The following is a 23,610-nucleotide window of genomic DNA, read 5'->3' on the forward strand; positions in this document are numbered from 1 at the left end:
CACCGTACGGATTCAGGAGCCGTCATCGCCCGCGATGGCGGCTTTTGTCATTCTTGGCAGGGCGCCCTGGTGGAGCGCGGTGGCGACCAGCACTGCGTGGATGCCCATTGCCGCCAGCCGGTCCAGATCCCTCTGATGACGGACGCCGCCGGCGGCGATCCAGCGGATTTGCGGAAAACGGCGGCGGAAACGTTCCAGGCGCGCCCAGTCCGGTCCCTGGCCGCTGCCCACCTGGGGCAGGCTCATGAGGATGATCCGGGAAGGCCAGCATTCCGATTGGCGGAGCAGCCAGTCCGGCCCCCGGAAACCGTAGGCGTCGAAATCCAGGGACAGGATCCAGTCGTGGCGCCAGCCCGCCGCTTCGTCTTCGGCGTCCGGCGGCAGGGTTTCGCTGCCGACCACCGGCAGGATGCCGGGGACTGGCCGGGCTGGCGGCCAGCCGGCATCGATCCAGAGGGTGAGGTTGGGGTGACGCCGTTGAATGGCGTCGATAATTATACCGTTATCTCCTTGCTGAAGAATCCGGTCCAGATCCGCGACATACAGTGTATCGAAGCGGCAGCAGGCCAGATAGCCGCTGACCAGTTCCAAGGGATCGCCGTTCCGGCACAGAGGGGAGCGGACCGGCCGGTAGCACTGGCGCTTTCCCTGCTGGCCCAGGACGGCCTTGCCGCCGAGTAGGTCGAGGACGGGAATCAGTTTCATGGCCATTCTCCTGTTCGAATATGTTACCGGGGGCGGCATGGCGGCGGAACCGCTGCCTGCCGGCCTGGTGGCCGAGGCCGAGTGCATGTTGACGGCTTTGCGCCGCGAATTGGCGGCGGAACGGGTTTTACTGCTGCGCGATGCCCGTCTTCCCTTGACCTGTTGCGGCACCAACGAAACCGTCATTCCGGTGGCCAGTGAGGCGGAATTTGCGGCCGCCTGGGTGCAGGGCCTGGATGCGGCGGATTATGTCTGGCCACTGGCGCCGGAAACCGGTGGAATCCTGGCGGATTTGAGCCGCCGGATTCAGGTAGCCGGCAAGGTGCTGCTGGGAAGCCGCCCGGATGCGGTTCGCCTGTGTGGGGACAAGTATGCGACTTTCCGGCGACTTCGGGAACAGTCGATTGCCTGCGTGCCGACCCGGCGTCACGATGAAGTCGATGCCGGTTTGCCGCCTCCCTGGGTGGTCAAGCCCGCCGACGGCGTCGGTTGCGAAGGGGTGCGCCTGGTGACCGGGAAGGATGACCTCGGCCCGGGATTGGTGCAGCCCTATCTGCAGGGGAAGCATCTCAGCCTCAGCGCTGTCTTCGCCGCAGGAAAAGGGGTGTGTCTGAGCGTCAACCGCCAACGGATCGGAATCGAAGCGGGATTTTTCCATTTGCGAGGCTGTGAAGTCAACGTGCTGCCGGTGTCGGAATGGCAAGATCCGGTCGCCCGGATCGCCGCCGCCGTGCCGGGGCTTTGGGGGTATGCAGGCGTCGATCTGATCGTAACGGCCGAAGGTCCGGTGGTGGTCGAGATCAATCCGCGCCTGACCCTGTCCTATGCAGGGCTGGGGGAGGCGCTGGGGGAGACGGTGGCACCGAAGGTTCTGGCCCTGGCGCGGGGACAAACCGATATAGACGACATCGCCCGCTGGCGTCGCCGGTTGGGCCGGGGGCGGCCTGTGGAGGTCAGGACATGACGGATTTCGTCGGCTGGGATCTGGGTGGCGCTCATGTGAAGACGGCGCTGGTGCGCGAGGGGCGGCTGGTGCGGATCTGGCAGCGGCCTTGTCCCCTGTGGCGCGGTTTGGAGCAGCTCGACCAGGCCATGGAACCTATCCTGGCGCAATTGCCTCCGAATTCCCGCCACGGCCTGACCATGACCGGAGAAATGGTGGATCGCTTCGCCAACCGCAGCCAGGGGGTGATGGCCCTGCTGGCGCGCTTCGCCTCTCGGGTGACAGGAGCGGTTAGGATATTTGCCGGCACTGAATTTATACCGTTATCTTTTATTACTCAAAAAACCACAAAAAACATCGCCTCCACAAACTGGCGCCTACCGGGATTATGGTTAGCCAGACGACGCCAGACGGAGTTGTTCATCGATATCGGCAGCACCACCACCGACCTGTTGCCCCTGGAAGCGGGACGATTGCTGTGTCGGGGGGAGGACGACTATGGCCGCCTGTGTGCCGGTGAACTTCGTTACACCGGGAGCGTGCGGACACCATTGATGGCGCTGGCGGACGAAATCCTTTTTCGCGGTGAAAGGGTGGGGATGATGGCAGAACACTTCGCCACCACTGCTGACGTCTACCGCCTGCTAGGGCAACTGCCTTCGTACGCCGATCAAGCCGAAACCGCCGACGGAGGACCGAAGACGGCCGAGGCCAGCGCCCGGCGCCTGGCGCGGATGATCGGTCTGGACGCCGAGGATGCGAACATGGGGGAATGGCAGGCACTGGCGCGGGCCTTCCGGGAGCGCCACTGGCAACAGCTGACCTGGGATTGCCTGCGTCAGCTCGGGCGTCTTTCCAAGCCGGCGCAATCCCTGATCGGCGCCGGGGTCGGCCGTTTCCTGCTTCCGGAGGTGGCCCGCCGTCTCGGAATTGCCTATCGGGATTTTTCCGAGCTGGTTCCGGCGGCGACGACGACGGTTTTCGATCCGGCCGACTGCGCCCCGGCCGCGGCCCTGGCCCTGCTGCTGGCGGCCGATGATGATAAGATGACAAGCTGATTTCGACGCGCTTCTAAGGGATTCATGCACATCAAAGCGCTTGGCTACCGCCCTGACACCGCGACCCTGTTTTCCCACTGGGCCCAGAAACCCTGGGCTGTTTTCCTCGACAGCGGCTATCCCTTCATTCAGCAGGGCCGTTACGACATTTTCGCTGCTGACCCGCGCGTGACCCTGGTCACCCGTGGGAAGATGACCGAGATTCGTACCCCGGAAGGCGTACGCTTGGCGCCGGACGATCCCTTCGCGCTGCTCCGGGAGCACCTGGGCGAGCGGCGCGACAACCCGGCCGGACTGCCGTTCTGTGGTGGTGCGATCGGTTATTTCGCCTACGATCTGGCCTGGCGCCTGGAGCGTCTGCCACGCTCGGCCAGGGCCTTGAATCCGCTGCCGGAGATGGCGGTGGGAATCTACGACTGGGCGGTGGTGGTCGACCATCAGCAACAGCAGGCGTTTCTGGTTTGCCGTGACTGCAGTCTGTGGCCGGCGCTGCAGGCGCAGATCCGGGCGTTGTGGCGGCGGCCGGCGATCCCCGGCGGCGATTTCCAGCTTGCCGCGCCGGTGGTTTCCCATCTCGACCGCAAGGCTTACCTGGCCGCCTTCGAACGCATCCAGCATTACATCCGCGAAGGGGACTGCTACCAGGTCAATTTCGCCCAGCGCTTCAGCGCTCCGGCCAGCGGCGATCCCTGGACGGTGTATCGGGAGCTGCGCGCAGCCAATCCGGCGCCTTTCGGCGCTTTTTTGCGCCTGCCTCAGGGGGCGGTGCTCAGTTCCTCTCCGGAGCGCTTCCTGCAGGTCCGGGATGGCCGGGTGGAGACCAAACCGATCAAAGGGACCCGCCCCCGCTGCCTCAATCCGGAGGAGGATCTCTATCAGGCCCAGGCGCTGCGGGAAAGCCCCAAGGACCGGGCGGAAAACCTGATGATCGTCGATCTTTTGCGCAACGATCTGGGGAAAAGCTGCCAGCCGGGTTCGGTGAAGGTGCCGAAGCTGTTCGAGGTGGAAAGTTTCGCCACGGTCCATCACCTGGTCAGTACGGTGATCGGCCAGCTACGCGAAGACCGTCATGCCCTGGACCTACTGCGAGGCTGTTTTCCCGGCGGATCGATCACCGGTGCGCCGAAGCTCCGGGCGATGGAGATCATCGAGGAGCTGGAGGGCATCCGCCGCGGCGTTTACTGCGGTGCCATCGGATACGTCGGTTACGACGGGGCGATGGACACCAACATCGTCATCCGCACCCTGGTGCACACCCAGGGGGAGATCCATTTCTGGGCCGGGGGCGGCATCGTCGCCGATTCCAAAGGACCTCAGGAATACCAGGAGAGTTTCGACAAGGCCGCCGCGCTGATTCAAGTTCTATCCCGTTTCCGTGCCTCCCGCGACCGTGTGGGTGGTTAAGCTCGGCGGCAGCTGGGCCGACCATGACCGCCTGCCCCACTGGCTGCAAGCGCTCGTCCACGACGGCGGCGGGCGGGTCGTGCTGGTGCCCGGCGGCGGTCCCTTCGCAGACCAGGTGCGCCGGATGCAGCGGCGCTGGCGCTTCGGCGACCGTCACGCCCACCGCATGGCTCTGCTCGCCATGCACCAGTACGCCTGGATGCTGGCGGCATTGCGCCCTGATCTTGCACCGCTGGAGGAGATCGAGGCGCTGGGAACATGCGTCCGGCAGGGGAGGGTGCCCGTCTGGCTGCCGCGGCTGGAAGATCTCGACGCCGCCGGCGTTCCCGCCGACTGGACCGTCACCTCCGACAGCCTGGCCGCCTGGCTGACATCCCGCCTGAATGCGGTTGGACTGGCGCTCCTGAAACAGGTATCCGTTCCCGGGCCAAATCCCTGCACCTTGCAGTGTGAGGGCATCGTCGATGCCGCTTTCCCGCGCTGGTTCCCAAGGAACAAAACCCTGCAGATCTTCGCACCCGACCAGCTCGAGGACTTCAGGGAATTCCTGCGCCGGTTGCCGTGACCGCCGTCACGTTTTCGGGACCGGTTGATCTCCGGGAAAATGGCGATGGGCCTCTCCATCGTCCCATCGCCATCGGCCGTTTCAGGCCAGTCCGTTTTCCTTCAGAGCCCGCATCACGGTTTCACCGATGTGAGCCGGATTTCTGGCCACGTACAGACCCAGTTCTTCCATCGCGTCCATCTTGGCCTTGGCGGTATCGTCCGCGCCGGAGATGATGGCGCCGGCATGCCCCATGCGCCGTCCCGGCGGGGCGGAAATGCCGGCGACGAAGCCGACGATGGGCTTTGTCATGTTCTCCCTGGCCCAGCGGGCGGCGGCCACTTCCTGGGGGCCGCCGATCTCGCCGATCATCACCACGGCGTCGGTGTCCGGATCCGCCTCGAAGGCCTTGAGTACGGTGACGAAGTCGGTGCCGTTGACGGGATCGCCGCCGATGCCCACCGAGGTGGACTGCCCCAGCCCCAGGGCGGTCATCTGTTCCACCGCCTCGTAGTTGAGGGTGCCGGAACGCGATACCACACCGATGCGGCCCGGACGATAGATGTGGGCCGGCATGATTCCCACCTTGCACTCGCCGGGGGTGATGATGCCCGGGGTGTTGGGACCGATGACCAGGGTGTCGCGGCCGGCGCGGTAGCGCTGCACCCGCACCATGTCCTGCACCGGGATGCCGTCGGCGATCACCACCGCCACCCGGATGCCGGCGTCGATGGCCTCCATGATGGCGTCGGCGGCGAAAGCGGGAGGAACGAAGATGGCCGACACGTCGGCGCCGGTGGCCTCCACCGCCTCGGCCACGGTGTCGAACACCGGCCGGTCCAGGTGGGTGGCGCCGCCCTTGCCCGGCGTGACGCCGCCGACCACGTTGGTGCCGGTCCTGATCGCCTCCTCGGCGTGGAAGGTGGCGTGCTGGCCGGTAAAACCCTGGAAAATGACCTTGGAAGCTTTGTTGACGAACACACTCATGCGCTTTCTCCCTTGACGGTGGCGACGGCTTTGGCGGCGGCGTCATCCAGGTTGGAGGCCTGGACGAAGGGCAGTCCCGATTCCTCGAGGATCCTGCGGCCTTCCTCGACGTTGGTGCCGGCCAGACGCACCACCATCGGCAGCTCGATGTTGAGGGTCTGATAGGCCTGGATCAGGCCGGTGGCGATCCAGTCGCAGCGGTTGATGCCGGCGAAGATGTTGACCAGCAGGGCCTTGACGTTGGGGTCTTCCATGACGATGCGGCAGGCGTTGGTGACCTTTTCCGGTGAGGCGCCGCCACCGACGTCGAGGAAGTTGGCGGGACGGCCACCGTGGAGGGTGATGGCGTCCATGGTGGCCATCGCCAGACCGGCGCCGTTGACGATGCAGCCGATGTCGCCGTCGAGGGCGATGTAGTTGAGGCCGTGGCCGGAGGCTTCCACCTCCTTGGGGTCTTCCTCGTCCAGATCGCGTAGTTCATTGATGTCGGGATGGCGGTACAGGGCGTTGTCGTCGAAATTGAACTTGGCGTCCAGACAGATGAGCCTGTCGCCGTTCACCTGGGCCAGAGGGTTGATCTCGGCCTGCAGGGCGTCCTTGTCGCGGAAGCAGCGGTAAATGCGCTTCATGATCCGTACCAATTGGCTCATGCGCGCCTTGTCGCGCACGCCTAGGGCGGCGGCCACCTTGCGGCACTGGAAGTCGGCCAGACCGATGGCGGGATCGATGGTTTCCTTGACGATGGCGTCGGGATTACGCTTGGCGACCTCTTCGATCTCCACCCCGCCCTCGCTCGAGGCGACGATGGTGATGCGCTGGCTGGCGCGGTCGATGACGAAGCCAAGATAGAATTCATCGACGATGTCACTGGCCTCTTCGACCAGCACCCGTTTGACCACCCGCCCTTTGGGACCGGTCTGATGGGTCACCAGGGTCATGCCGATCATTTCGTCGGCGATCTTGCGCACCTCGTCGAGGGACCTGGCCACCTTGACCCCGCCGGCCTTGCCGCGGCCGCCGGCATGGATCTGAGCCTTGACCACCCAGCGGTCGCCGCCGAGTTCCTCGGCGATGGAATGGGCCTGGGCGTCGGAAAAGGCGACGTTTCCGGCCGGGACCGGCACGCCGTAGGAACGCAACAGTTCTTTGGCTTGGTACTCGTGGATGTTCATCGGTTTGCTCTCCTCAAGCAAATCAACCCTGGCGGGCCTGAATCTGGTCAATCTTGGCGATCAGGTTCTCCGCCATCCTGATGGAAGCGGCATCAATCAGGCGACCGTCGAGGGAGACGGCGCCCTTGCCCTCGCGGGCGGCCTCTTCCATCGCCGCCAGAATGCGGCGGGCCTTGGTCACCTCCTGTTCGGAAGGGGTGAAGACCTGATTGGCCAGTTCGATCTGGGAGGGATGGATGGCCCACTTGCCCTCGCAACCCAACGCAGCGGCGCGTTTGGCGGCGGCCACGTAACCGTCCGGATCGCCGATGTCGCCGTAGGGGCCATCGATGGGGCGCAGTCCGTTGGCGCGGCAGGCCACCACCATGCGGGCGATGGCGAAATGCCACTGGTCGCCCCAGTGCCGTTCGCGGTGGCCGTCCTCGAAGGGATCGGTCAGTACCGCATAATCAGGATTGGCGCCGCCGATGTTGGTGGTGCGGGCCTGGATCGACGCGGCGTAGTCGGCCACCCCGAACACCAGCGCTTCCAGCCGCTCCGGACAAGCGCGGGCGATCTCGCGCACGTTGTCCATGCCGGCGGCGGTTTCGATCAGGGCGTGGAGGTTGATGGGCTTCAGCCCCTTGGCCGCCTCGATCTGGCTCAGCAGGGTGGCGACGAAATGGATGTCTTCCGGGCCGTTGACCTTGGGGATCAAGATCGTGTCGAGATGACCGCCGGCCTGTTCCACCACTTCGACGATGTCACGGTAACAGTAATGGGTATCCAGGCCGTTGATGCGCACCGACACCGAACAGCGGGACCAGTCGTAGGTGTTTAGGGCATCGATGACGTTGCGCCGCGCCTGTTCCTTGTCGTCGGGGGCGACGGCGTCTTCCAGATCCAGAAACACGACATCGGCGCCGGCGTGGGGCGCCTTTTCCAACATTCTCGGGTTGCTGCCGGGAACGGCGAGCTCGCTACGGTGAAGGCGGTTTTTTACGGCCATGGATTGTCAATTCCGTCAGCAGGTTGTGGGAAGAGCGTGCAGCCCGGTCGGTCGGGCGACCCGGGACTGCAGGCGTTTCAAAACCGTCCATTATACGATGTTCCCGGCTCGAATTGGACCGGCGGTGAATGCGCTGACAGGACTCGGTTTGCTTTGCCGGGCACCGGGAAGGGTCTGCCGGACCGAAATTCGTCCGTGAATTTAGGCCTGGCGCGGCCATCCCTGGCTACTGACAGACCCTTCCCGGTCCCCGCGGAAGTGACAGAAAGGCTTAGTCAAGCGCCTGTCCGTCGGTTAAAATAAGCCGTTTTTACAATTTGGAAATTGGGGGATTCATGGCTATCGAAAGAACGCTTTCCATCATCAAACCCGATGCCGTCGCCAAGAACGTCATCGGCGAGATCATCAGCCGCTTCGAAAAGGCGGGGCTGTGCATCGCCGCCCTGAAGATGATGAAGCTGACCCGGCAGCAGGCGGAAGCCTTCTACGGGGTCCACCGGGACAAACCTTTCTTCGACGACCTGGTCGAATACATGATTTCCGGTCCCGTGGTGGTGCAGGTGCTGGAAGGGGAGAACGCCATCGCCAAAAACCGCGAGCTGATGGGCGCCACCAACCCCAAGGAAGCTGCCCCCGGCACCATCCGCGCCGATTTCGCCGACAGCATCGACGCCAACGCGGTGCACGGTTCCGACAGCCCGGAAACCGCGGCGCAGGAGATCGCCTTCTTCTTCAAAGACGATGAGATCTTCCCCCGTTTTGACTGAGACCAAACCCGTCAATCTCCTGGGCCTGCCGCGCCAGGCCCTCGAGGCGTTCTTCCTCCAGCTGGGTGAGAAGCCGTTTCGCGCCCGCCAGCTGCTCAAGTGGGTGCATGCCCAAGGCGTTCTCGATTTCGCGGCGATGACCGATCTGAGCAAGGCGCTGCGGGCCCGGCTCCAGGTCGAAGCCCGTCTAGACCTGCCCGAGGTGGTGCGGACCCAGGTGTCGCGCGACGGCACCACCAAATGGCTGATGCAGCTGGCCGACGGCAACCGCATCGAAACCGTGTTCATCCCGGAGGAGAAGCGTGGCACCCTGTGCGTCTCCTCCCAGGTGGGCTGCGCCCTCAACTGTGCCTTCTGCGCCACCGCACGCCAGGGGTTCAGCCGCAACCTGAGTGCCGCCGAAATCATCGGCCAGGTGTGGCAGGCCCACCGGCTGCTGGAATCCGGCCGGATCACCAACGTGGTGCTGATGGGCATGGGCGAACCGCTACTCAATTTCGACGCCGTGGTCGCCGCCACCGAGCTGATGATGGACGATCTCGCCTACGGTCTGGCCAAGCGGCGGGTGACGGTGTCCACCGCCGGGCTGGTTCCGGCCATCGACCGCCTCGGGGAAGTCTCCGACGTCAGCCTGGCGGTGTCGCTCCACGCCACCACCGACGCGCTGCGCGACGAACTGGTGCCGCTCAACCGCAAGTATCCTCTGGCCGAACTGATGGCGGCCTGCAGCCGTTTCATCCACGGCGAGCGCCAGCGCGGGCGCAAGATCACCTGGGAATACGTGATGCTCGACGGCGTCAACGATTCGCCTACCGACGCCCGCAGGCTGGTGAGGCTGCTGAGCCGGATTCCGTCCAAGATCAACCTGATTCCCTTCAATCCCTTCGAAGGGGCGCCGTATCGGCGCTCGTCAGATGCGGCGATCCAGCGGTTCCAGCAGATCCTCCAGGAGGCCGGTTTTCTCACCACCGTGCGCCGTACCCGCGGCGACGACATCGACGCCGCCTGTGGCCAGTTGGTGGGGAAGGTGCAGGCCAAATCCCGCCCCCGCCCGAGGATTCCGGTGGAGGCGGCGTGATGCGCTGGGCGACCGCAGGATTGTTGGTAGTGCTGGCCGGTTGCAGCCTCTCCCCCGACCAGGAGGAGATCGACCGCAAGAAGCTGGCGCAGATCTACACCGAAAAGGGCATCGCCTATCTGTCCCAGGGTCAGCCCCAGAACGCCCTCGCCGATCTGCGCCACGCCCTCGAGATCGATCCCGACAACGCCGCCGCCCACGAGGCAATCGCGGTGCTGTACGAGAAGTTCGGCATGGACGACAAGGCCGCCGAGCACTACCACCGCGCCCTGGCGCTGCAACCGGACGACGCCCGGCTGCTCAACAACTACGGCCTGTTCCTGTGCAACCGTGGCGATTACGATGCCGGGATGAAGCGGCTCGTCCGGGCCGCCAACAACAAGTTGTACGCCCAGCGCTGGAAGGCGATGACCAACGCCGGTCTCTGCGCCCTCAAAGCCGGCCGCCTCCAGGAGGCCGAAGACTGGCTGCGCCAGGCGCTGAAGCTCGAGCCGGACGCGCCCCAGCCGCTGGCGGCGATGGCCCGGCTGATGGCCAAAAAACGGCGGTGGCTGGCGGCAAGGGCCTTCCTGCAGCGCTACGAGGCGGTCGCCGAACCGACGCCGCAGCTGCTTCAGCTTGGCGTTCAGATCGAATCCGCTCTCGGAGACGAGCAGGCTGCCGCCGCCTACCGCAGTCGCCTGGAACGGACAACCCCAAAAAACCATCCCTGATAAAAACCCTCCATGAGTCAAAAACTGCAAGCCGTCCGTGGCATGCACGACATTCTCCCGGACGAGACGCCCCTGTGGCGCAACGTCGAGATGATTCTGGTCCAGGAACTGGATCGCGCCGGTTTCGACGAGATCCGCCTGCCCATCGTCGAGAAGACCGAACTGTTCAAGCGTTCCATCGGCGAAGTCACCGACATCGTCGAGAAGGAAATGTACACCTTCCAGGACAAGAGCGGCGATTCCCTGACGCTGCGCCCGGAAGGCACCGCCGGTTGCGTGCGCGCCTGCATCGAACACGGTCTTTTGCGCACCGGGCAGCTGCGGCTTTGGTATCTCGGCCCCATGTTCCGTCACGAACGGCCGCAAAAGGGGCGTTACCGCCAGTTCCATCAGCTGGGGGTGGAGGTGTTCGGCACGTCCGGGCCTGACATCGACGCCGAGCTGATCTTCCTCAATGCCCGCTGGTGGCAGCGCTTGGGTATCGCCGATAAAGTGGAGCTCCAGATCAATTCTCTCGGCACCCTGGATGAGCGCCGAGCCTACCGTGACGATCTGGTGGCCTATTTCAGCACTTACGAGGACGCTCTAGACGCCGACAGCCGCCGCCGCCTCCACACCAACCCCCTGCGCATCCTCGACAGCAAGAATCCGGAAATGCAGGGCCTGATCGAGGGGGCGCCGAAGCTGCTGGACTATCTGGGGGAGTCCTCCCGTGCCCATTTCCGCGGCTTCACCGATCTGCTCGATGCCGTCGGCGTTTCCTACGTGGTCAATCCACGCCTGGTGCGCGGCCTGGATTACTACGGTTTGACCGTGTTCGAATGGGTGACCTCGGAACTGGGGGCCCAGGGCACCGTGTGTGCCGGCGGCCGTTACGACACCCTGGTGGAACAGCTGGGCGGCAGACCGACGCCGGCGGTGGGCTTCGCCTTAGGGATGGAACGCCTGCTCGCCCTGCTGGAAGGCTCGCAGCTGGCCCGGAAGGAAGCGCCGCATTTCTATCTGGTCCGGGTCGGGGCGGCTGCCGAACGTGCAAGCACGGTGCTGGCAGAAACCTTACGGCGCCGCTTCCCCGGGTTGCGTCTCATCGTCCATTGCGGCGGCGGCAGTTTCAAGAGCCAGTTCAAGAAGGCCGACAAAAGCGGGGCCCGTTATGCCCTGATCGTCGGCGACGAGGAGGCCGCCGCCGGAAAGGTGGCGCTCAAGCCGTTGCGCGAGACGGGCGAGCAACGCATCCTCACCCAGACCGAACTGATCGAATTCATCGAAAATCGTTTACTCGTCTGACAAGGAGGCTTTCATGGCCGCACATCTGGAAGAAGAAGCTCAAGTCGAACAACTCAAACGCTGGTGGAAGGAGAACGGCACCTCGATCATCGCCGGTGTCATCCTGGGACTGGTGGCGATTTTCGGATGGAACGCCTGGCAGAAGCACCAGCGCACCCAGGCCGAGCAGGCTTCCAACCTGTACCAGCAGATGCTGGATGCCGTAGCCGAAGGCCAGGACGATCTGACTTTTGGTCTGGCCCAGCGCCTGACCGGCGAATTCGCCAGCACCGCCTATGCCGATTTCGCCCGCCTGCTGACGGCCCGCGCTGCGGTGGACAAAGGGGAGCTGCCCAAGGCCCAGGCCGCTTTGGAGTCCTTGCTACAGGAGACGGGGGATGACAACTTTCGCCACCTCGCCCGCCTGCGTCTGGCCCGGGTCCATCTGGGTGCCGGCAAGCCCCAGGCAGCTCTGGATGTGCTGACTACGGCCGACATCGGCGATCCCGGCCGTTTCGCCGGCCAGTACGAGGAACTCAAGGGGGACGCCCTTGCCGCCCTGGGGAAACCTAAGGATGCGGCACTGGCCTACCGCAAGGCACAGGCTCTGGGACGGGATTACGAATACCTGGAGATGAAGCTGAACGATCTGGGTGTGGCCGCGTCGAAACCGTGATGATGCGTCTTTCTTCCCTCCCGCTGCTACTGCTGCTGGCCGGGTGTCAGTCCATGGGCGCCGGTTTCAGCAACCTGGTGTCCGGCACCATCGATCTGGTCACCGGCGCAGACGAGGCGACGGAACCGCCCCGTGAACTGGTGGCGATCACTCCCCAGCTCCATATCGAGACGGTGTGGGACACGGATGTCGGCGCCGGCGACGGCGGTTACCGGCTGGCGCTGGGTCCTGCGGTGGCGGACGAGATCGTCTATGCCGCCGATCACGAAGGGCACGTTGCCGGCTTGCGCCTTGCCGATGGGGAGGAAATTCTGGAACTGGAGGTGGACCGTCCGCTTTCGGCCGGTCCTGCGGTCAGTGCCACCAGCCTGCTGCTGGGCACTTCCGAAGCCGAAGTGCTGGCCCTGGAGCGGGAAACCGGCCGACAGCGTTGGCTCGCCCGGGTGTCCAGTGAGGTGTTGGCCAGACCGGCGGTGGCCGAGGGCATCGTCGTGGTTCACACCAACGACGGTGCCGTGTTCGCCCTGGCGGAAGACAGCGGCCAGCGGCTGTGGAGCTACGGCAAGGCGGTCAGCCGTCTGTCGCTGCGGGGTGCGGCACCCCCGGTCATCACCGACGACACCGTCCTGATCGGTTTCGCCAACGGCCGCATGGCGGCGCTGCGCCTCGGCGATGGCAAGCTGATCTGGGAGCGCCAGCTGGCCATCCCGACGGGACTGTCGGAAATGGAAAGGGTGGTGGACATCAATGACGCCCCCACGGTCCACAGCGGGATGCTGTACGCGACGGCTTTCCACGGCGGCGTCGTCGCCGCCTCCCTGGTGGATGGCGAGGTCATCTGGCGCAACGCCGAGATCGTCGCCGACTCGACTCCGGCGGTGAGCTGGCGTTACGTCTTCGTCACCGATACCGAAGGCAATGTCTGGGGGCTGGACGAAACCACCGGCCGCGCCTACTGGAAACAGGACGCCTTCTATCACCGCGAGGTGACCGCTCCGGTCGTCTATGGCGACTTCATCGCCGTCGGCGACTACAAGGGCTACGTCCACTTCCTGGCCCAGGAGGACGGCCGCCAGCTCGGGCGCATCCGGGTCGCCAGAAGCCCTATCCGCGCGCCGCTGGTGGTGGCGGGAGATTATTTGATCGTCTATGCCGGCAATGGCGATTTGACCGTTTTGAAAGCCGAACCGAAAGATGAATAAGTCGCTGCCTGTGGTCGCCCTGGTGGGGCGTCCCAACGTGGGAAAATCCACGTTGTTCAATTGGCTGACCCAGTCCCGCGACGCCCTGGTGGCCGACTATCCCGGGCTGACCCGCGACCGGCACTACGGCCGCTGCCGCCGGGGAGCGCGGGAATTTCTGGTGGTGGACACCGGCGGCGTCGCCGACACCGTGGAAGCGGTGGACCAAGCGGCGCTGCGGCAGGTGGAACAGGCCCTGGAGGAGGCCGATCTGATTCTGTTCCTGGTCGATGCCCGCGAGGGGCTGACCGCCGCCGACGAGGACATCGCCGCGCGACTGCGCCGCCTGGACAAGCCGGTAGTTTTGGTCATCAACAAGATCGACGGCGAGGATCCGGCCCTGGCGGCGGCGGAGTTTTCCGTCCTGGGATTTGCGGAGCCGGTAATGATCGCCGCCGCCCACGGCCGGGGCACTGCCAAACTGCTGGCGCGCATCGAGGCGCTCTTGCCGCCGGCGCCGCAAAGCACTACCGAAGCGGATGGGGACGAAGCCATCCGGGTCGCGGTCATTGGCCGTCCCAACGTCGGCAAATCGACGCTGGTCAACCGCCTGCTGGGAGAGGAGCGGGTGGTGGTGGCCGACCATCCCGGCACCACCCGTGACGCCATCGAGATCCCCTTCGAGCGCGACGGCCACCGTTACGTGCTGATCGATACCGCCGGCATCCGCCGCCGGGCGCGGGTGGAGGAGGCGGTGGAGAAGTTCAGCATCATCAAGGCTATCCAGTCGATGGAGCAGGCCGACGTGGTCGTGTTCCTGATCGACGCCTCCGAGGGCGTCACCGACCAGGACGCACGCCTGCTCGGGATGGTGCTCGAAGCCGGCAAAGCCCTGATCCTCGGCCTCAACAAGTGGGACGGACTTTCCCGGGAACAGAAGCAGAAGGTGCGCGACCAGCTGGAAGCCCGGCTGCAGTTCGTCGATTTCGCCGAAAAACTGCCGCTTTCAGCCCTGCACGGTACCGGCGTGGGGGATCTGTTCGATCGGGTCGCGCCGCTTTATGAACAGGCCCAGGCCGAATTCGGCACCTCCGAGCTGACTCGGATCCTGCAGGACGCCGTCGATTCCTATCCGCCGCCGTTGGCCGGCGGGCGGCGCATCAAGCTCAAGTTCGCCCACCAGGGCGGCAAGAAGCCGCCGCTGATCGTCATCCACGGCAACCAGACCGAGAAGGTGCCGGCCAGCTACCGGCGTTATCTCAACCGTGCTTTCCGCGAAGCGCTGGGGATCAAAGGGACGCCGTTGCGGCTGGAATTCCGTTCCAGCGCCAATCCTTTCGCCGGCCGCCGCAACAAGCTCACCCCCAGGCAGCTGCGCAAGCGTCAACGGCTCTTGCGTCATGCCAAGAAGAAAGGGCGGTGACAACCGCCGGTTGACTGATCGAGAGCCGCTTTATCCGCATCAGGTGGCCTTCGAATCCGTCATGCAGACGTTTCCCGGTTACGGTTGAGCAAGTAGTACACCACCGGCACCACCAGCAGGGTGAAGCTGGTGGAGGCGAAGATGCCGAAGATGAAGCTCCAGGCCAGCCCTGAAAAGATCGGGTCGAGGGTGATGACGAAAGAACCGAACATCGCCGCCCCGGCGGTGAGGAAGATCGGCCTGAGACGCACCGCGCCCGCTTCGATCAGCGCCTCGGTCAGAGACTTGCCCTGCGCCTCGAGGCGCTGGATGAAGTCGATGAGAATGATGGAGTTGCGCACCACGATGCCCGCCAGGGCGATCATGCCGATCATGGCGGTGGCGGTGAAGAACACCGGGTTGGGATAAGGGCCGATGGGCTCCGGCAGCAGGTTCAGTAGCCAGAAGCCGGGCATGATGCCGATGATGGTCAGGGGGATGGACATCATGATGACCAGCGGCATCCCCAACGAATCGGTCTGCATCACCAGCAGAATGTAGATCATCACCAGGGCGGCGGCGAAGGCCAGTCCCAGGTCGCGGAACACGTCCACCGTGATCTTCCATTCCCCCTCCCCGCGCAGGGTGAAGTCGTAGCCCTCGGGCAGGGGATTTTCCTCGAACATCCGGGTGAGGGCGATGACGGCCTCCACCGGCGCGTGGCCCGCCATTTCAGCGATCACGTAGCCCACCGGCTTGAGATTCTTGTGGTAGCGGGTCACCGGCACCGGTTCTTCGACGAAGTGGCCCAGCTCGCTCAAGGGAATCAGCTTGCCGTCGCGGCCGTGCACCCGCAGGCTGGCGAGGATTTCCGGATGGGAGCGCAGGGGCCGTTCGATGCGGACGATCGCCGGGGCCGGCTGGCGTTCGTGGGGGGCGTGCAGCAGACCGACCCGGGTACCGCCCAGGGCGGCGGCGATGGTGCGGGAAATCTGCCCGACGCTGATGCCGTGCAACGCCGCCTTGGCCTGATCGACGTGGAAATCCAGCCGGGTTTGGGGTTCGTCCACGAAGTCGTCCACGTCCACCAGAATGTCGAGCTTTTCGAAACCGTCGTGGCGCATCCGCAGGGTATTGGTCACCAGGTCGTCGTAAGATCCCCCCGGCGGGCCGTAGACCTCGGCCACCACGGTGGAAAGTACCGGTGGTCCGGGAGGGATCTCGACGATCTTGACGCTGGCGCCGTGACGGGCGGCGATGGCTTCGATGTCGGGGCGGATCCTGAGGGCGATCTCGTGGGACTGGTGCTCGCGCTGATGCTTGTGGATCAGGTTGATGCGGATATCACCCTGATAGCTGGCATGGCGCAGATAGTAGTGGCGCACCAGGCCGTTGAAGTCCATGGGCGAGGCGTGGCCGATGTAGGTCTCGAAATCGGTGACCTCGTTGACCGTGGCCAGATAGTCTTCCAGGTCCCGGGCCACCGCGTCGGTTTCCTCCAGGGTGGTGCCGCGGGGCATGTCGATCACCAGCTGCATTTCGTTCTTGTTGTCGAAAGGCAGCAGTTTCAGCGGGATGCCGAACACCACCAACAGGCACGAGAGCACGAACAGCAGCGCCACCACCCCCAGAAAAACGCGCGCACGCCAGGGGTGGGCGATCAGCGGCCCCAGCGTTTTGCGGTACCCGTGGTAAACGGGGCTTTCGTGGATGTCATAAGGCTTTTCCCCCGCCTTGCCGTACTCGGCCTTGAGCAGGTGATAGCTGGCCCAGGGGGTGACGGTGAAGGCTACCAGTAGCGACATCAGCATCGCCACTGGCACGTTGAAGGCCATCGGCGCCATGTAGGGGCCCATCATGCCGGTGATGAAGAACATCGGCAGGAAAGAGACGATGACGGTGAAAGTCGCGTAGATGGTGGGTGGCCGCACTTCGTCCACCGCGGTCAGGGCCGCCTGCAGCGGCGGCTGTCTGCGCAGCTTGAAGTGGCGGTAGATGTTTTCCACGTCCACGATGGGGTCGTCCACCAACAGCCCCAGGGACAGGATCAGGGCGAAGAGGGTCACGCGGTTGATGGTGTAGCCGAACACCAGATCGCAGAACAGGGTCACCCCCAGGGTCATGGGCACGGCGATGGCGACGATGAAAGCCTCACGCACGCCCAGGGCCAGGGCCAGGAGGACGATGACGGTGGTGATGGCGATGAACAGATGCTCGACCAGTTCGTTGACCTTGTCGTTGGCGGTTTCGCCGTAATCGCGGGTGACGGTGACGGTGACGTCGGAGGGAATCACGTTGCCGTGCAGGGAGCGGATCTTCTCGATCACCTCACGGGCCACAGTGACGGCGTTGGCACCGCGGCGTTTGGGGACGGCGATGGTGACCGCCGGGTGGCCGTCGCCGGTCTGCGCTTCGGGGCCGGCGATGCGTTTGCTGTGCGCCACCTGGGGACCGAAGCCGATGCGGGTGAGGGTTTCCACCTCGGCGGGGCCGTCCTCGAGACGGGCCACTTCGCGCAGGTACACCGGGCGTCCCCGGTACTGGCCGACCACGGTGGCGGCAGCCTGCTCCAGCGTCTGCCAGAAGGGACCGGCCTCCAGACGCAGGCGGCGGTTGCGGTGGTCGAATTCCCCGGCCTGGAGATTGAAGTCCGCTTGTTGCAGCGCCTGCATCAGCTGCAACAGGCTCAGACGATGGGCGGCGAGTTTGGCGGGATCGGGATAGATGCGCAGGGTGCGGCGTTCACCACCGGCGATCCACAGCTTGCCGGTGTTTTTGACCTGCCCGACCTTGTCCAGCAGTTCCTCGGCGATGCGGCGCAGCTCGTAGGTACCGTAGGCCGGATCGGGAGAGGACAGGGTCAACAGGACGATGGGGACATCGTCGATCTCCACCGGCTTGACCGTCCAGGAGGTCACGAACGGCGGGATCAGGTCGCGGTTGGACATCAGTTTGCTCCAGGTCTTGAGCAGACTGTCCTCGCGGTCTTCACCTACGTAATAACGCACCGTGGCGATGGCCCGCCCCGGCATCGACATGGAATACACGTATTCCACCCCGGGAATCTCCCACAGCTTCTGCTCCAGGGGGGTGGCCACCAGCTTCTCTACCTCGTCCACCGAAGCCCCGGGGGCCTCGACGAACACGTCCATCACCGGAACCACGATCTGCGGTTCTTCTTCGCGCGGCGTCAGCAGCAGGGCCGCCAGACCCATGAGCAGCGAGCCGATCAGGATCAACGGCGACAGGCGCGATTCGATGAAGAGCTTGACGATGCGGGCGGTAAAGCCCAGTTTTGTCTCCGCCATCTCAGCTGCCTCGGCGCGGAGGGGATGGGGGGAACGATTCGCGGGGACGCCGTGAATCCCTCCCTGGAGGCTTCACCGCGGCATCCCTGCCGCGGAGACCCCGCTCACCGTTCCCCCCATCCTCTTCGGGGAGTTGCACCCGGTCGCCTGCCTTCAGCCCGGAAAGGATCTCCACCTGGCCATCGATGTGGCGACCGGTGCGCACCAGGCGGGTCTGGACTCGGCCATCGCGCACCAAGTCCACTTCCTCCAGTTGACCCACCCGGCGCACGGCCTGCCGCGGCAGCAGCAGGACCGTCTCCTCACCACAGGTCTGGCCGACCCAGGCGAAGGCGCCCGGAAGGATGGCCTGTCCGGTCGGCAGCGCCGCCTTGACCTCGATGGTGTGGGTGAAGGGGTCGGCAGCGGCGGCCATTTCCGTCACGGTCGCCATGAGCTGCATGCGGCGGCCGGGAATCTCGATCCGTACCCCGGCGCCCGGATGCAGATAGACGGCACAGCTTTCCGGCACGTGGGTGTGGACCTCCAGCCGGTTGGGGTTCTGCAGCACCAGGATCGGTTGTCCGGGCATCCCCATGTCGCCAGGATCTGCCAGCCGTTCGATGACGCTGCCGGCGAAGGGGGCATACAGGCGGGTTTCCTTGAGCTGGGAACGGATGGCCTGAATCTGCTGGCGCGCCTGTTCCACCTGCGCCTTCGCGGTGCGCTCGGCGGCGACGGCGGCATCGAGATCGCGCTGGGTGGCGGCCTGTTGTCTGAAAAGGTTGCGGATACGCCGGGCATCGGCGGCCGCCCGTTGTGCCTGGGCCTGGGCGGCGGCCAGCGCCGCCTGCGCCGCCTTGAGACGGGCGCGAATCTCGCTGTCGTCGAGACGGGCCAGCAATTGTCCCCGTTCGACCTTGCTACCGATATCGACGCCGATTTCCACGATCCGCCCGGGAATCTTGGGGGCGATGCGGGCTACGGTGTCGGCGCTGACGGTACCGGGCCAGCGCAGCCGCCGCGGCAGGGTGGTCTGTGCCACCGTCGCCATCGGCCCGGAGACGGTTTTTCCAGGTCGCGCCGTATTCCCCGGCGGTACCTTGGTGGCAAAGGCCCCCTGGACCCAGGCCAGCAGCAGCACCAGTCCCAGAAAAGCGAGCGGTCCCCAGACGAGTTTGCTGGTGAGTTTCATGTGCCATCCTCCGTTGACCACACTCCCGTGGCCCGTTTCAATTCCGCTTCCGCCACCAGAGCCCCGAAGCGGGAAGAAATCAACTGCAGGCGGGCGCCGGCGGCATCGGTTTCGGCTTCGAGAAAACGGGTCACGGTGGCGGTACCGCCGCGATACTGGGCCCGCACCAGTTTGAGAGCCTCCTCGGCGGCGGCCACGGCGTTGGTCGCCACCTCGACCCGGGCCAGGGCGTCGCGCAGGTCGAGCCAGGCGCTTCGGACTTCCTTTTCCACCCGCAGGCGGGTGCTCTCTTCCACCTGTTTGGCCTCCTCCAGGCGCTGGCGGGCTTGACGAACCCGGGCGTTGACGGCGCCGCCGGAGAACAGGTCGATCTCGGCTTTCAGCCCCATGGTCCAGTTGTCTTGGGAGGTGGGAAAGCGCGGATTTTTGCTGTTCATGCCGTAGACCACGAAGGCGTCCACCCGGGGCAGATGTCCGCCCCAGGCGGCCTTGAGCTCCTTTTCCCGCATTTCCACCTGTTTGCGGGCGGCGAGCCATTCGGGGCGGTGGGCCAGGGCCTGCTGGAGCCAGCGGGCGAAATCGCCTTCCGAGGGCAGCAGTCGGCGGGATTCATCCTGCACTGCCAGCGGGGCGTCGGCGGGCAAGCCCAACAAGGTGGCCAGGGCGGTGCGGGCCGCCAGCTCGGCGTTTTCGGCACGGATGCGGTCCTGGCGGGCCTGGGAGAGGCGCACTTCCAGCGACAGCACGTCGGACTTGAGGGCGGTGCCCTCGCGCTGGCGGGCGCGCATCAGTTCCAGTTCCTTGCGGACCGTCGTCAGGGTCTTGTCGGCCACATCCACCCGTCTGGGGGCTTCTAGCAGGGCGTAAAAAGCCCGGCTGGCGGCGGCGGCAAGCAGATTGTGCAGCTCGCTGCGCTGCAGCCGGCGGCTGTCGATCCCCAATTTGGCTGCCTGGCGCGCGTACCAGTCCTGGCCGCCGCGGAACAGGGACCAGTAGGCACCGATCTCAGGACGGAAGTCCTCCACGTAACCGGGATGGTTGATGTCCATGCCGAAGTCGAAGCGCCTCTGGGATACGATCATGCCGAAGGCGCGGGCGGGATCGTTGCTGTGGAGGTAATGGACGCCAGCCTTGATCCGGGGCAGGAAGGCGGCATTCACCTCGTCGAGGCGGGCGGCGGCCTGTTCGATACGGGCCTGGGCGGCCCGGAGGTCCGGGTTGCGCTGGCGGACCAGGGCAAGGGTTTCCGTGAGGGACAGCGGGTGTGACGGCAGGACAGGGGTGTCTGCGGCAGCGTTCAGCCCCAGACACAACAAAAGCACGAAGTGGAAAGCGCGTGCCGTGAACCCCATGTCATCGCCCTGATGATTGTTATGGCCATCATTCTATTAGGGGGGGCGAATATAGTCCATCCTCCGTTGGCAGGAACCGAGCATCCCCGCTTTCTCAGGCGGGGCTGGGGCAAGGGTCTGCAGTGGCCAGGGAGGGCCGCGCCGGATCAGCTTTCCAGGCCGAACTTCTGTACCCGGTAGCGCAGGGTCTCGCGCGAAGTCTTGAGGAGGCGGGCGGCGGCGGTGACGTTGCCGCCGGTTTTGTCGAGGGCGGCGGCGAGGATGCGGCGTTCCATCTCCTCCAGGGACAGGCTGCCGTCCAGGGGCAGGCACAGGCGGTCGCCATCCCCCAGGGGCACGGTGAGGCCCGGCAGGCCGAGCCACTGAAGCGGCAGCGTGTCGTCTTCCGCCAGCAGCACGCAGCGCTCGATCAGATTGCGAAGTTCGCGCACGTTGCCGGGCCAGTCGTAGCGCTCGAAGGCACGCCAGGCGGCTTCGGGGACGTGTCGGACCTGCTTGCCGGCCTTGGCGTTGAATTCGGCTACGAACAGTGGGACCAGGGCTTTCAGGTCCTGCTTACGCTCCCTAAGTGGCGGGATGGTGAGCTGGAACACGCTCAGGCGGTGATAGAGATCCTCGCGGAAACGCCCTTCCCGGACCTGGGCCTTGAGATCGCGGTTGCTGGCGGCGATGATCTGGACGTCCACCTGGATTTCCCGTTCCCCGCCAAGGCGGCGGAAGCGCTTGTCCTCCACCGCCTTGAGCAGCTTGGCCTGGATACCCGGTTCCAGTTCGCCGATCTCGTCCAGGAACAGGGTGCCGCCGTCGGCCTGTTCTAGCAGTCCCCGGTGGCGGCCCTTGGCGCCGGTGAAGGCGCCCGGTTCGTAGCCGAACAGCTCCGCTTCCACCAGCTCGTGGGGCAGAGCGGCGCAGTTCAGCTCTACCCAGGGCCCCTGGGCGCGGGTTCCACCGGCGTGGAGGATCTTGGCCGCCACCCCCTTGCCGGTCCCGGTCTCTCCCAGGAGTACCAGGGAGGAGAACGGTACTTGGGCCAGGCGGGTCAGCATCTGCCGCAGCCGTACCGTGGCCGGGCTGTCGCCGGCGAACAGCTGAGGGGTGTAGCGCTGATGCTGTTGGGCGTGCTCTTCGGACAGACGCCGCTGAGCGCGGGCGCTGCGCACCGCCGCCTCCAGCACCATCTGCAGGCGGTTGGGGTCGCAGGGCTTTTCCAGGAATTCGTAGGCCCCCAGACGCAGGGCGCGCACCGAGTCCGGGACGCTGCCGTAGCCGGTGAGGAAGATCCATTCACAGCCCGGCCGGCGGCCGCCGCGTCGTTCGAGAAAGTCCAGGGCGTTGCCGTCGGGCAGGTTCATGTCCGAGAGCACCGCGTCCGGTTCCAGCCCCTCCCGATCCAGCACCCGTTGGGCGCCGGCCAGATCACGGACCCACTCCACTTCCCAGCTGAGGCGCTGGAAGTGGCGCTTTAGTTCCTCGCCCAGCAGGGGCTCGTCTTCGACGATCAGCAGGGTGGCGCGCATGGAATCTCCAGAGTGACCTGGGCGCCGCCGCCGTCCCGGTTGGCCAGCCGCAGGCGGCCGTCGAGGCTGGCGGCGAAGCGTTTGACCATCAGCAGGCCCAGGCCGGTGCCGCCGTCGCGGCCGCTGGCGAAGGGGCGGACCCCATGGGCCAGCAGCGCTTGAGGGAAACCAGGGCCGTCGTCGCTCACCGTCAGCAGCAGGCGTCCTGCTTCGATGTGGGCTTCGATCTGGATGCAGCCCCGGGTTTTCATGGCCTGGGCGGCGTTGAGCACCAGATTGATGAGCACTTGGCGCAAGCCGGTTTCCGGCAGCTGCACCTGCAGACCAGTGGGGATGCGCCACTGGAGATCGATGGTGGGAGGCAGTTGATAGCGCAGCAGTTCCAGGGTTTCCTGAACCACCGGGGCCAGCTCGAAGCTGCGCGGCGGTTCCGGTTGATGGCGGGCCTGGTCCAGCAGCTGATTGAGGTGGCGATTGATCCGCTCCAGTTCGGCAATGACCAGGTCGAGGCGGCGCCGGGTTTCAGGATCGTCCGTATCGCTGCGCAGGTTGTGGAGCGCCAGACGAATGCCGGCCAGGGGGTTGCGCAGCTCGTGGGCCAGACCGGCGGCGACTTCGCCCACCGCCGCCAGGCGCTCGGCCCGGGCCAGGTCGCGGTTCTGGGCTAGGAGCGTGCCGGCGGCCCGGCGCACCTGGGATTCCAGCTGCTCGGTGCGTTCCCGCCGGGACCGTTCCAGTTCGGCAAGACGACGGACCATACGGTTGTAATTGTCCAGCAGAGGACGCCAGGGCGAGCTGCTGTCGGGGTTGTCGATGGGTTCGAAGCGGCCGTCGGCCAGCTGCAGCAGCAGGAGATTCATGCGCCGCAGGGGAAGCAGCAGCCAGCGCCAGGTCAGCAGAGCGCCAAGCGCGAGCAGCCCTGAAAGGACGATCAGACCGGCGAAGGCGGCCCGGCGTTCCATCTCGGTATCGGCGACGATCTGGGCCAGAAGGCGGCTTTCCCGCTGGTTTTCCCGGCCGAGGAGGGCCTGGAGGCGGCGGACGGCGCTTTCCAGGCGGGGCGGTGAGGGGTCCTCCAGGGCGCCGAGAATAGGGGGAACCAGATCCGGCCATTCCGGTCCCAGCTGCCGCAGTTGCGCGCGGATGTCCGCCAGCATCCGGGGATCGGGGCCGTCGAGCAGCATAGCCTGAAGTTGGTGATCGATGACCTGGAGCTGGTTGACCTGGCCGACGGTGGCCTCGATCCGGTGGATACGTGCCAGGTTTCGGTCGCTGAGGAAAATGAAGGCAGCGATGACCGCTACCACCGCCAAGCTCGCCAGCACGGTGGCGGCAATCAGGGGCCGGTAGAGCAGTCGTTTAATGGAAGGCACCG

General features: G+C 65.4%; 20 protein-coding genes. 11 read left to right on the top strand and 9 right to left on the bottom strand.

The window, feature by feature from the left end; translation table 11 throughout:
• Positions 1-12: 12 nt before the first annotated feature.
• A complete protein-coding gene (locus MIN45_RS09605) occupies positions 13-705 on the bottom strand; it encodes a HisA/HisF-related TIM barrel protein (RefSeq protein ID WP_286291819.1) in 693 nt (230 codons plus the stop codon).
• Between MIN45_RS09605 and MIN45_RS09610 the strand changes: the two genes are divergently transcribed.
• From MIN45_RS09610 to MIN45_RS09625, 4 genes are read left to right on the top strand one after another with little or no spacing between them, the layout of a single operon-like run.
• Complete coding sequence (locus tag MIN45_RS09610; RefSeq protein WP_286291821.1) at positions 704-1,669, top strand: ATP-grasp domain-containing protein; 966 nt, start codon at positions 704-706, stop codon at positions 1,667-1,669. The genes MIN45_RS09605 and MIN45_RS09610 overlap by 2 nt on opposite strands.
• Entirely contained in the window at positions 1,666-2,706 is a 1,041-nt protein-coding gene (locus MIN45_RS09615; protein ID WP_286291823.1) for a hydantoinase/oxoprolinase family protein, read from the top strand. Before MIN45_RS09610 ends, MIN45_RS09615 begins: the two co-directional genes overlap by 4 nt.
• A gap of 24 nt (positions 2,707-2,730) precedes the next feature.
• On the top strand, positions 2,731-4,110 hold the full coding sequence (gene pabB / locus MIN45_RS09620; RefSeq protein ID WP_286291825.1) for an aminodeoxychorismate synthase component I: 1,380 nt from the start codon (positions 2,731-2,733) through the stop codon (positions 4,108-4,110).
• Complete coding sequence (locus tag MIN45_RS09625) at positions 4,097-4,675, top strand: amino acid kinase family protein (RefSeq protein WP_286291826.1); 579 nt, start codon at positions 4,097-4,099, stop codon at positions 4,673-4,675. The genes pabB and MIN45_RS09625 overlap by 14 nt, the downstream gene beginning before the upstream one ends.
• 81 nt (positions 4,676-4,756) lie before the next feature.
• On the opposite strand, the gene sucD is transcribed toward MIN45_RS09625, so the two are convergent.
• The 3 genes from sucD to MIN45_RS09640 are packed head-to-tail and all read right to left on the bottom strand — an operon-like array spanning position 4,757 to position 7,801.
• Positions 4,757-5,641 carry a succinate--CoA ligase subunit alpha gene (sucD, locus tag MIN45_RS09630; protein WP_286291827.1) on the bottom strand — a complete coding sequence of 295 codons (885 nt, stop codon included), beginning with the start codon at positions 5,639-5,641 and terminating at the stop codon, positions 4,757-4,759.
• Positions 5,638-6,813 (bottom strand): ADP-forming succinate--CoA ligase subunit beta, encoded by a 1,176-nt coding sequence (gene sucC / locus MIN45_RS09635; RefSeq protein WP_286291828.1) that lies wholly within the window; start codon positions 6,811-6,813, stop codon positions 5,638-5,640. The genes sucD and sucC overlap by 4 nt, the downstream gene beginning before the upstream one ends.
• A 22-nt stretch (positions 6,814-6,835) precedes the next feature.
• The gene (locus MIN45_RS09640) at positions 6,836-7,801 is read right to left on the bottom strand and encodes an HpcH/HpaI aldolase/citrate lyase family protein (RefSeq protein ID WP_286291829.1); all 966 of its coding nucleotides are present in this window, start codon (positions 7,799-7,801) and stop codon (positions 6,836-6,838) included.
• A 335-nt stretch (positions 7,802-8,136) separates the two neighbouring features.
• Between MIN45_RS09640 and ndk the strand changes: the two genes are divergently transcribed.
• From ndk to der, 7 genes are read left to right on the top strand one after another with little or no spacing between them, the layout of a single operon-like run.
• On the top strand, positions 8,137-8,568 hold the full coding sequence (ndk, locus tag MIN45_RS09645; protein ID WP_286291830.1) for a nucleoside-diphosphate kinase: 432 nt from the start codon (positions 8,137-8,139) through the stop codon (positions 8,566-8,568).
• Positions 8,543-9,646, top strand: a complete 1,104-nt coding sequence (rlmN, locus tag MIN45_RS09650; RefSeq protein ID WP_286291831.1) for a dual-specificity RNA methyltransferase RlmN — start codon at positions 8,543-8,545, stop codon at positions 9,644-9,646. Before ndk ends, rlmN begins: the two co-directional genes overlap by 26 nt.
• The gene (gene pilW, locus MIN45_RS09655; protein ID WP_286291832.1) at positions 9,646-10,359 is read left to right on the top strand and encodes a type IV pilus biogenesis/stability protein PilW; all 714 of its coding nucleotides are present in this window, start codon (positions 9,646-9,648) and stop codon (positions 10,357-10,359) included. Before rlmN ends, pilW begins: the two co-directional genes overlap by 1 nt.
• A gap of 12 nt (positions 10,360-10,371) precedes the next feature.
• Positions 10,372-11,646, top strand: a complete 1,275-nt coding sequence (hisS, locus tag MIN45_RS09660; RefSeq protein ID WP_286291833.1) for a histidine--tRNA ligase — start codon at positions 10,372-10,374, stop codon at positions 11,644-11,646.
• A gap of 13 nt (positions 11,647-11,659) precedes the next feature.
• Complete coding sequence (locus tag MIN45_RS09665; protein ID WP_286291834.1) at positions 11,660-12,301, top strand: YfgM family protein; 642 nt, start codon at positions 11,660-11,662, stop codon at positions 12,299-12,301.
• Entirely contained in the window at positions 12,301-13,503 is a 1,203-nt protein-coding gene (gene bamB / locus MIN45_RS09670) for an outer membrane protein assembly factor BamB (protein WP_286291835.1), read from the top strand. Before MIN45_RS09665 ends, bamB begins: the two co-directional genes overlap by 1 nt.
• Positions 13,496-14,905: a ribosome biogenesis GTPase Der gene (der, locus tag MIN45_RS09675; RefSeq protein WP_286291837.1), complete on the top strand. Its 1,410-nt coding sequence runs from the start codon at positions 13,496-13,498 to the stop codon at positions 14,903-14,905. Before bamB ends, der begins: the two co-directional genes overlap by 8 nt.
• A 59-nt stretch (positions 14,906-14,964) precedes the next feature.
• On the opposite strand, the gene MIN45_RS09680 is transcribed toward der, so the two are convergent.
• From MIN45_RS09680 to MIN45_RS09700, 5 genes are all read right to left on the bottom strand, one after another.
• On the bottom strand, positions 14,965-18,192 hold the full coding sequence (locus MIN45_RS09680) for an efflux RND transporter permease subunit (RefSeq protein ID WP_286291838.1): 3,228 nt from the start codon (positions 18,190-18,192) through the stop codon (positions 14,965-14,967).
• A gap of 1 nt (position 18,193) precedes the next feature.
• Positions 18,194-19,366 carry an efflux RND transporter periplasmic adaptor subunit gene (locus MIN45_RS09685; RefSeq protein ID WP_286291839.1) on the bottom strand — a complete coding sequence of 391 codons (1,173 nt, stop codon included), beginning with the start codon at positions 19,364-19,366 and terminating at the stop codon, positions 18,194-18,196.
• Entirely contained in the window at positions 19,363-20,718 is a 1,356-nt protein-coding gene (locus MIN45_RS09690) for a TolC family protein (RefSeq protein ID WP_286291840.1), read from the bottom strand. The genes MIN45_RS09685 and MIN45_RS09690 overlap by 4 nt, the downstream gene beginning before the upstream one ends.
• 146 nt (positions 20,719-20,864) lie before the next feature.
• Positions 20,865-22,235 (bottom strand): sigma-54-dependent transcriptional regulator, encoded by a 1,371-nt coding sequence (locus MIN45_RS09695; protein WP_286291841.1) that lies wholly within the window; start codon positions 22,233-22,235, stop codon positions 20,865-20,867.
• The gene (locus MIN45_RS09700; RefSeq protein WP_286291842.1) at positions 22,217-23,608 is read right to left on the bottom strand and encodes a sensor histidine kinase; all 1,392 of its coding nucleotides are present in this window, start codon (positions 23,606-23,608) and stop codon (positions 22,217-22,219) included. Before MIN45_RS09700 ends, MIN45_RS09695 begins: the two co-directional genes overlap by 19 nt.
• Positions 23,609-23,610 lie beyond the last annotated feature (2 nt).

Source organism: Methylomarinovum tepidoasis (assembly GCF_030294985.1).
Lineage (GTDB): Bacteria > Pseudomonadota > Gammaproteobacteria > Methylococcales > Methylothermaceae > Methylohalobius > Methylohalobius tepidoasis.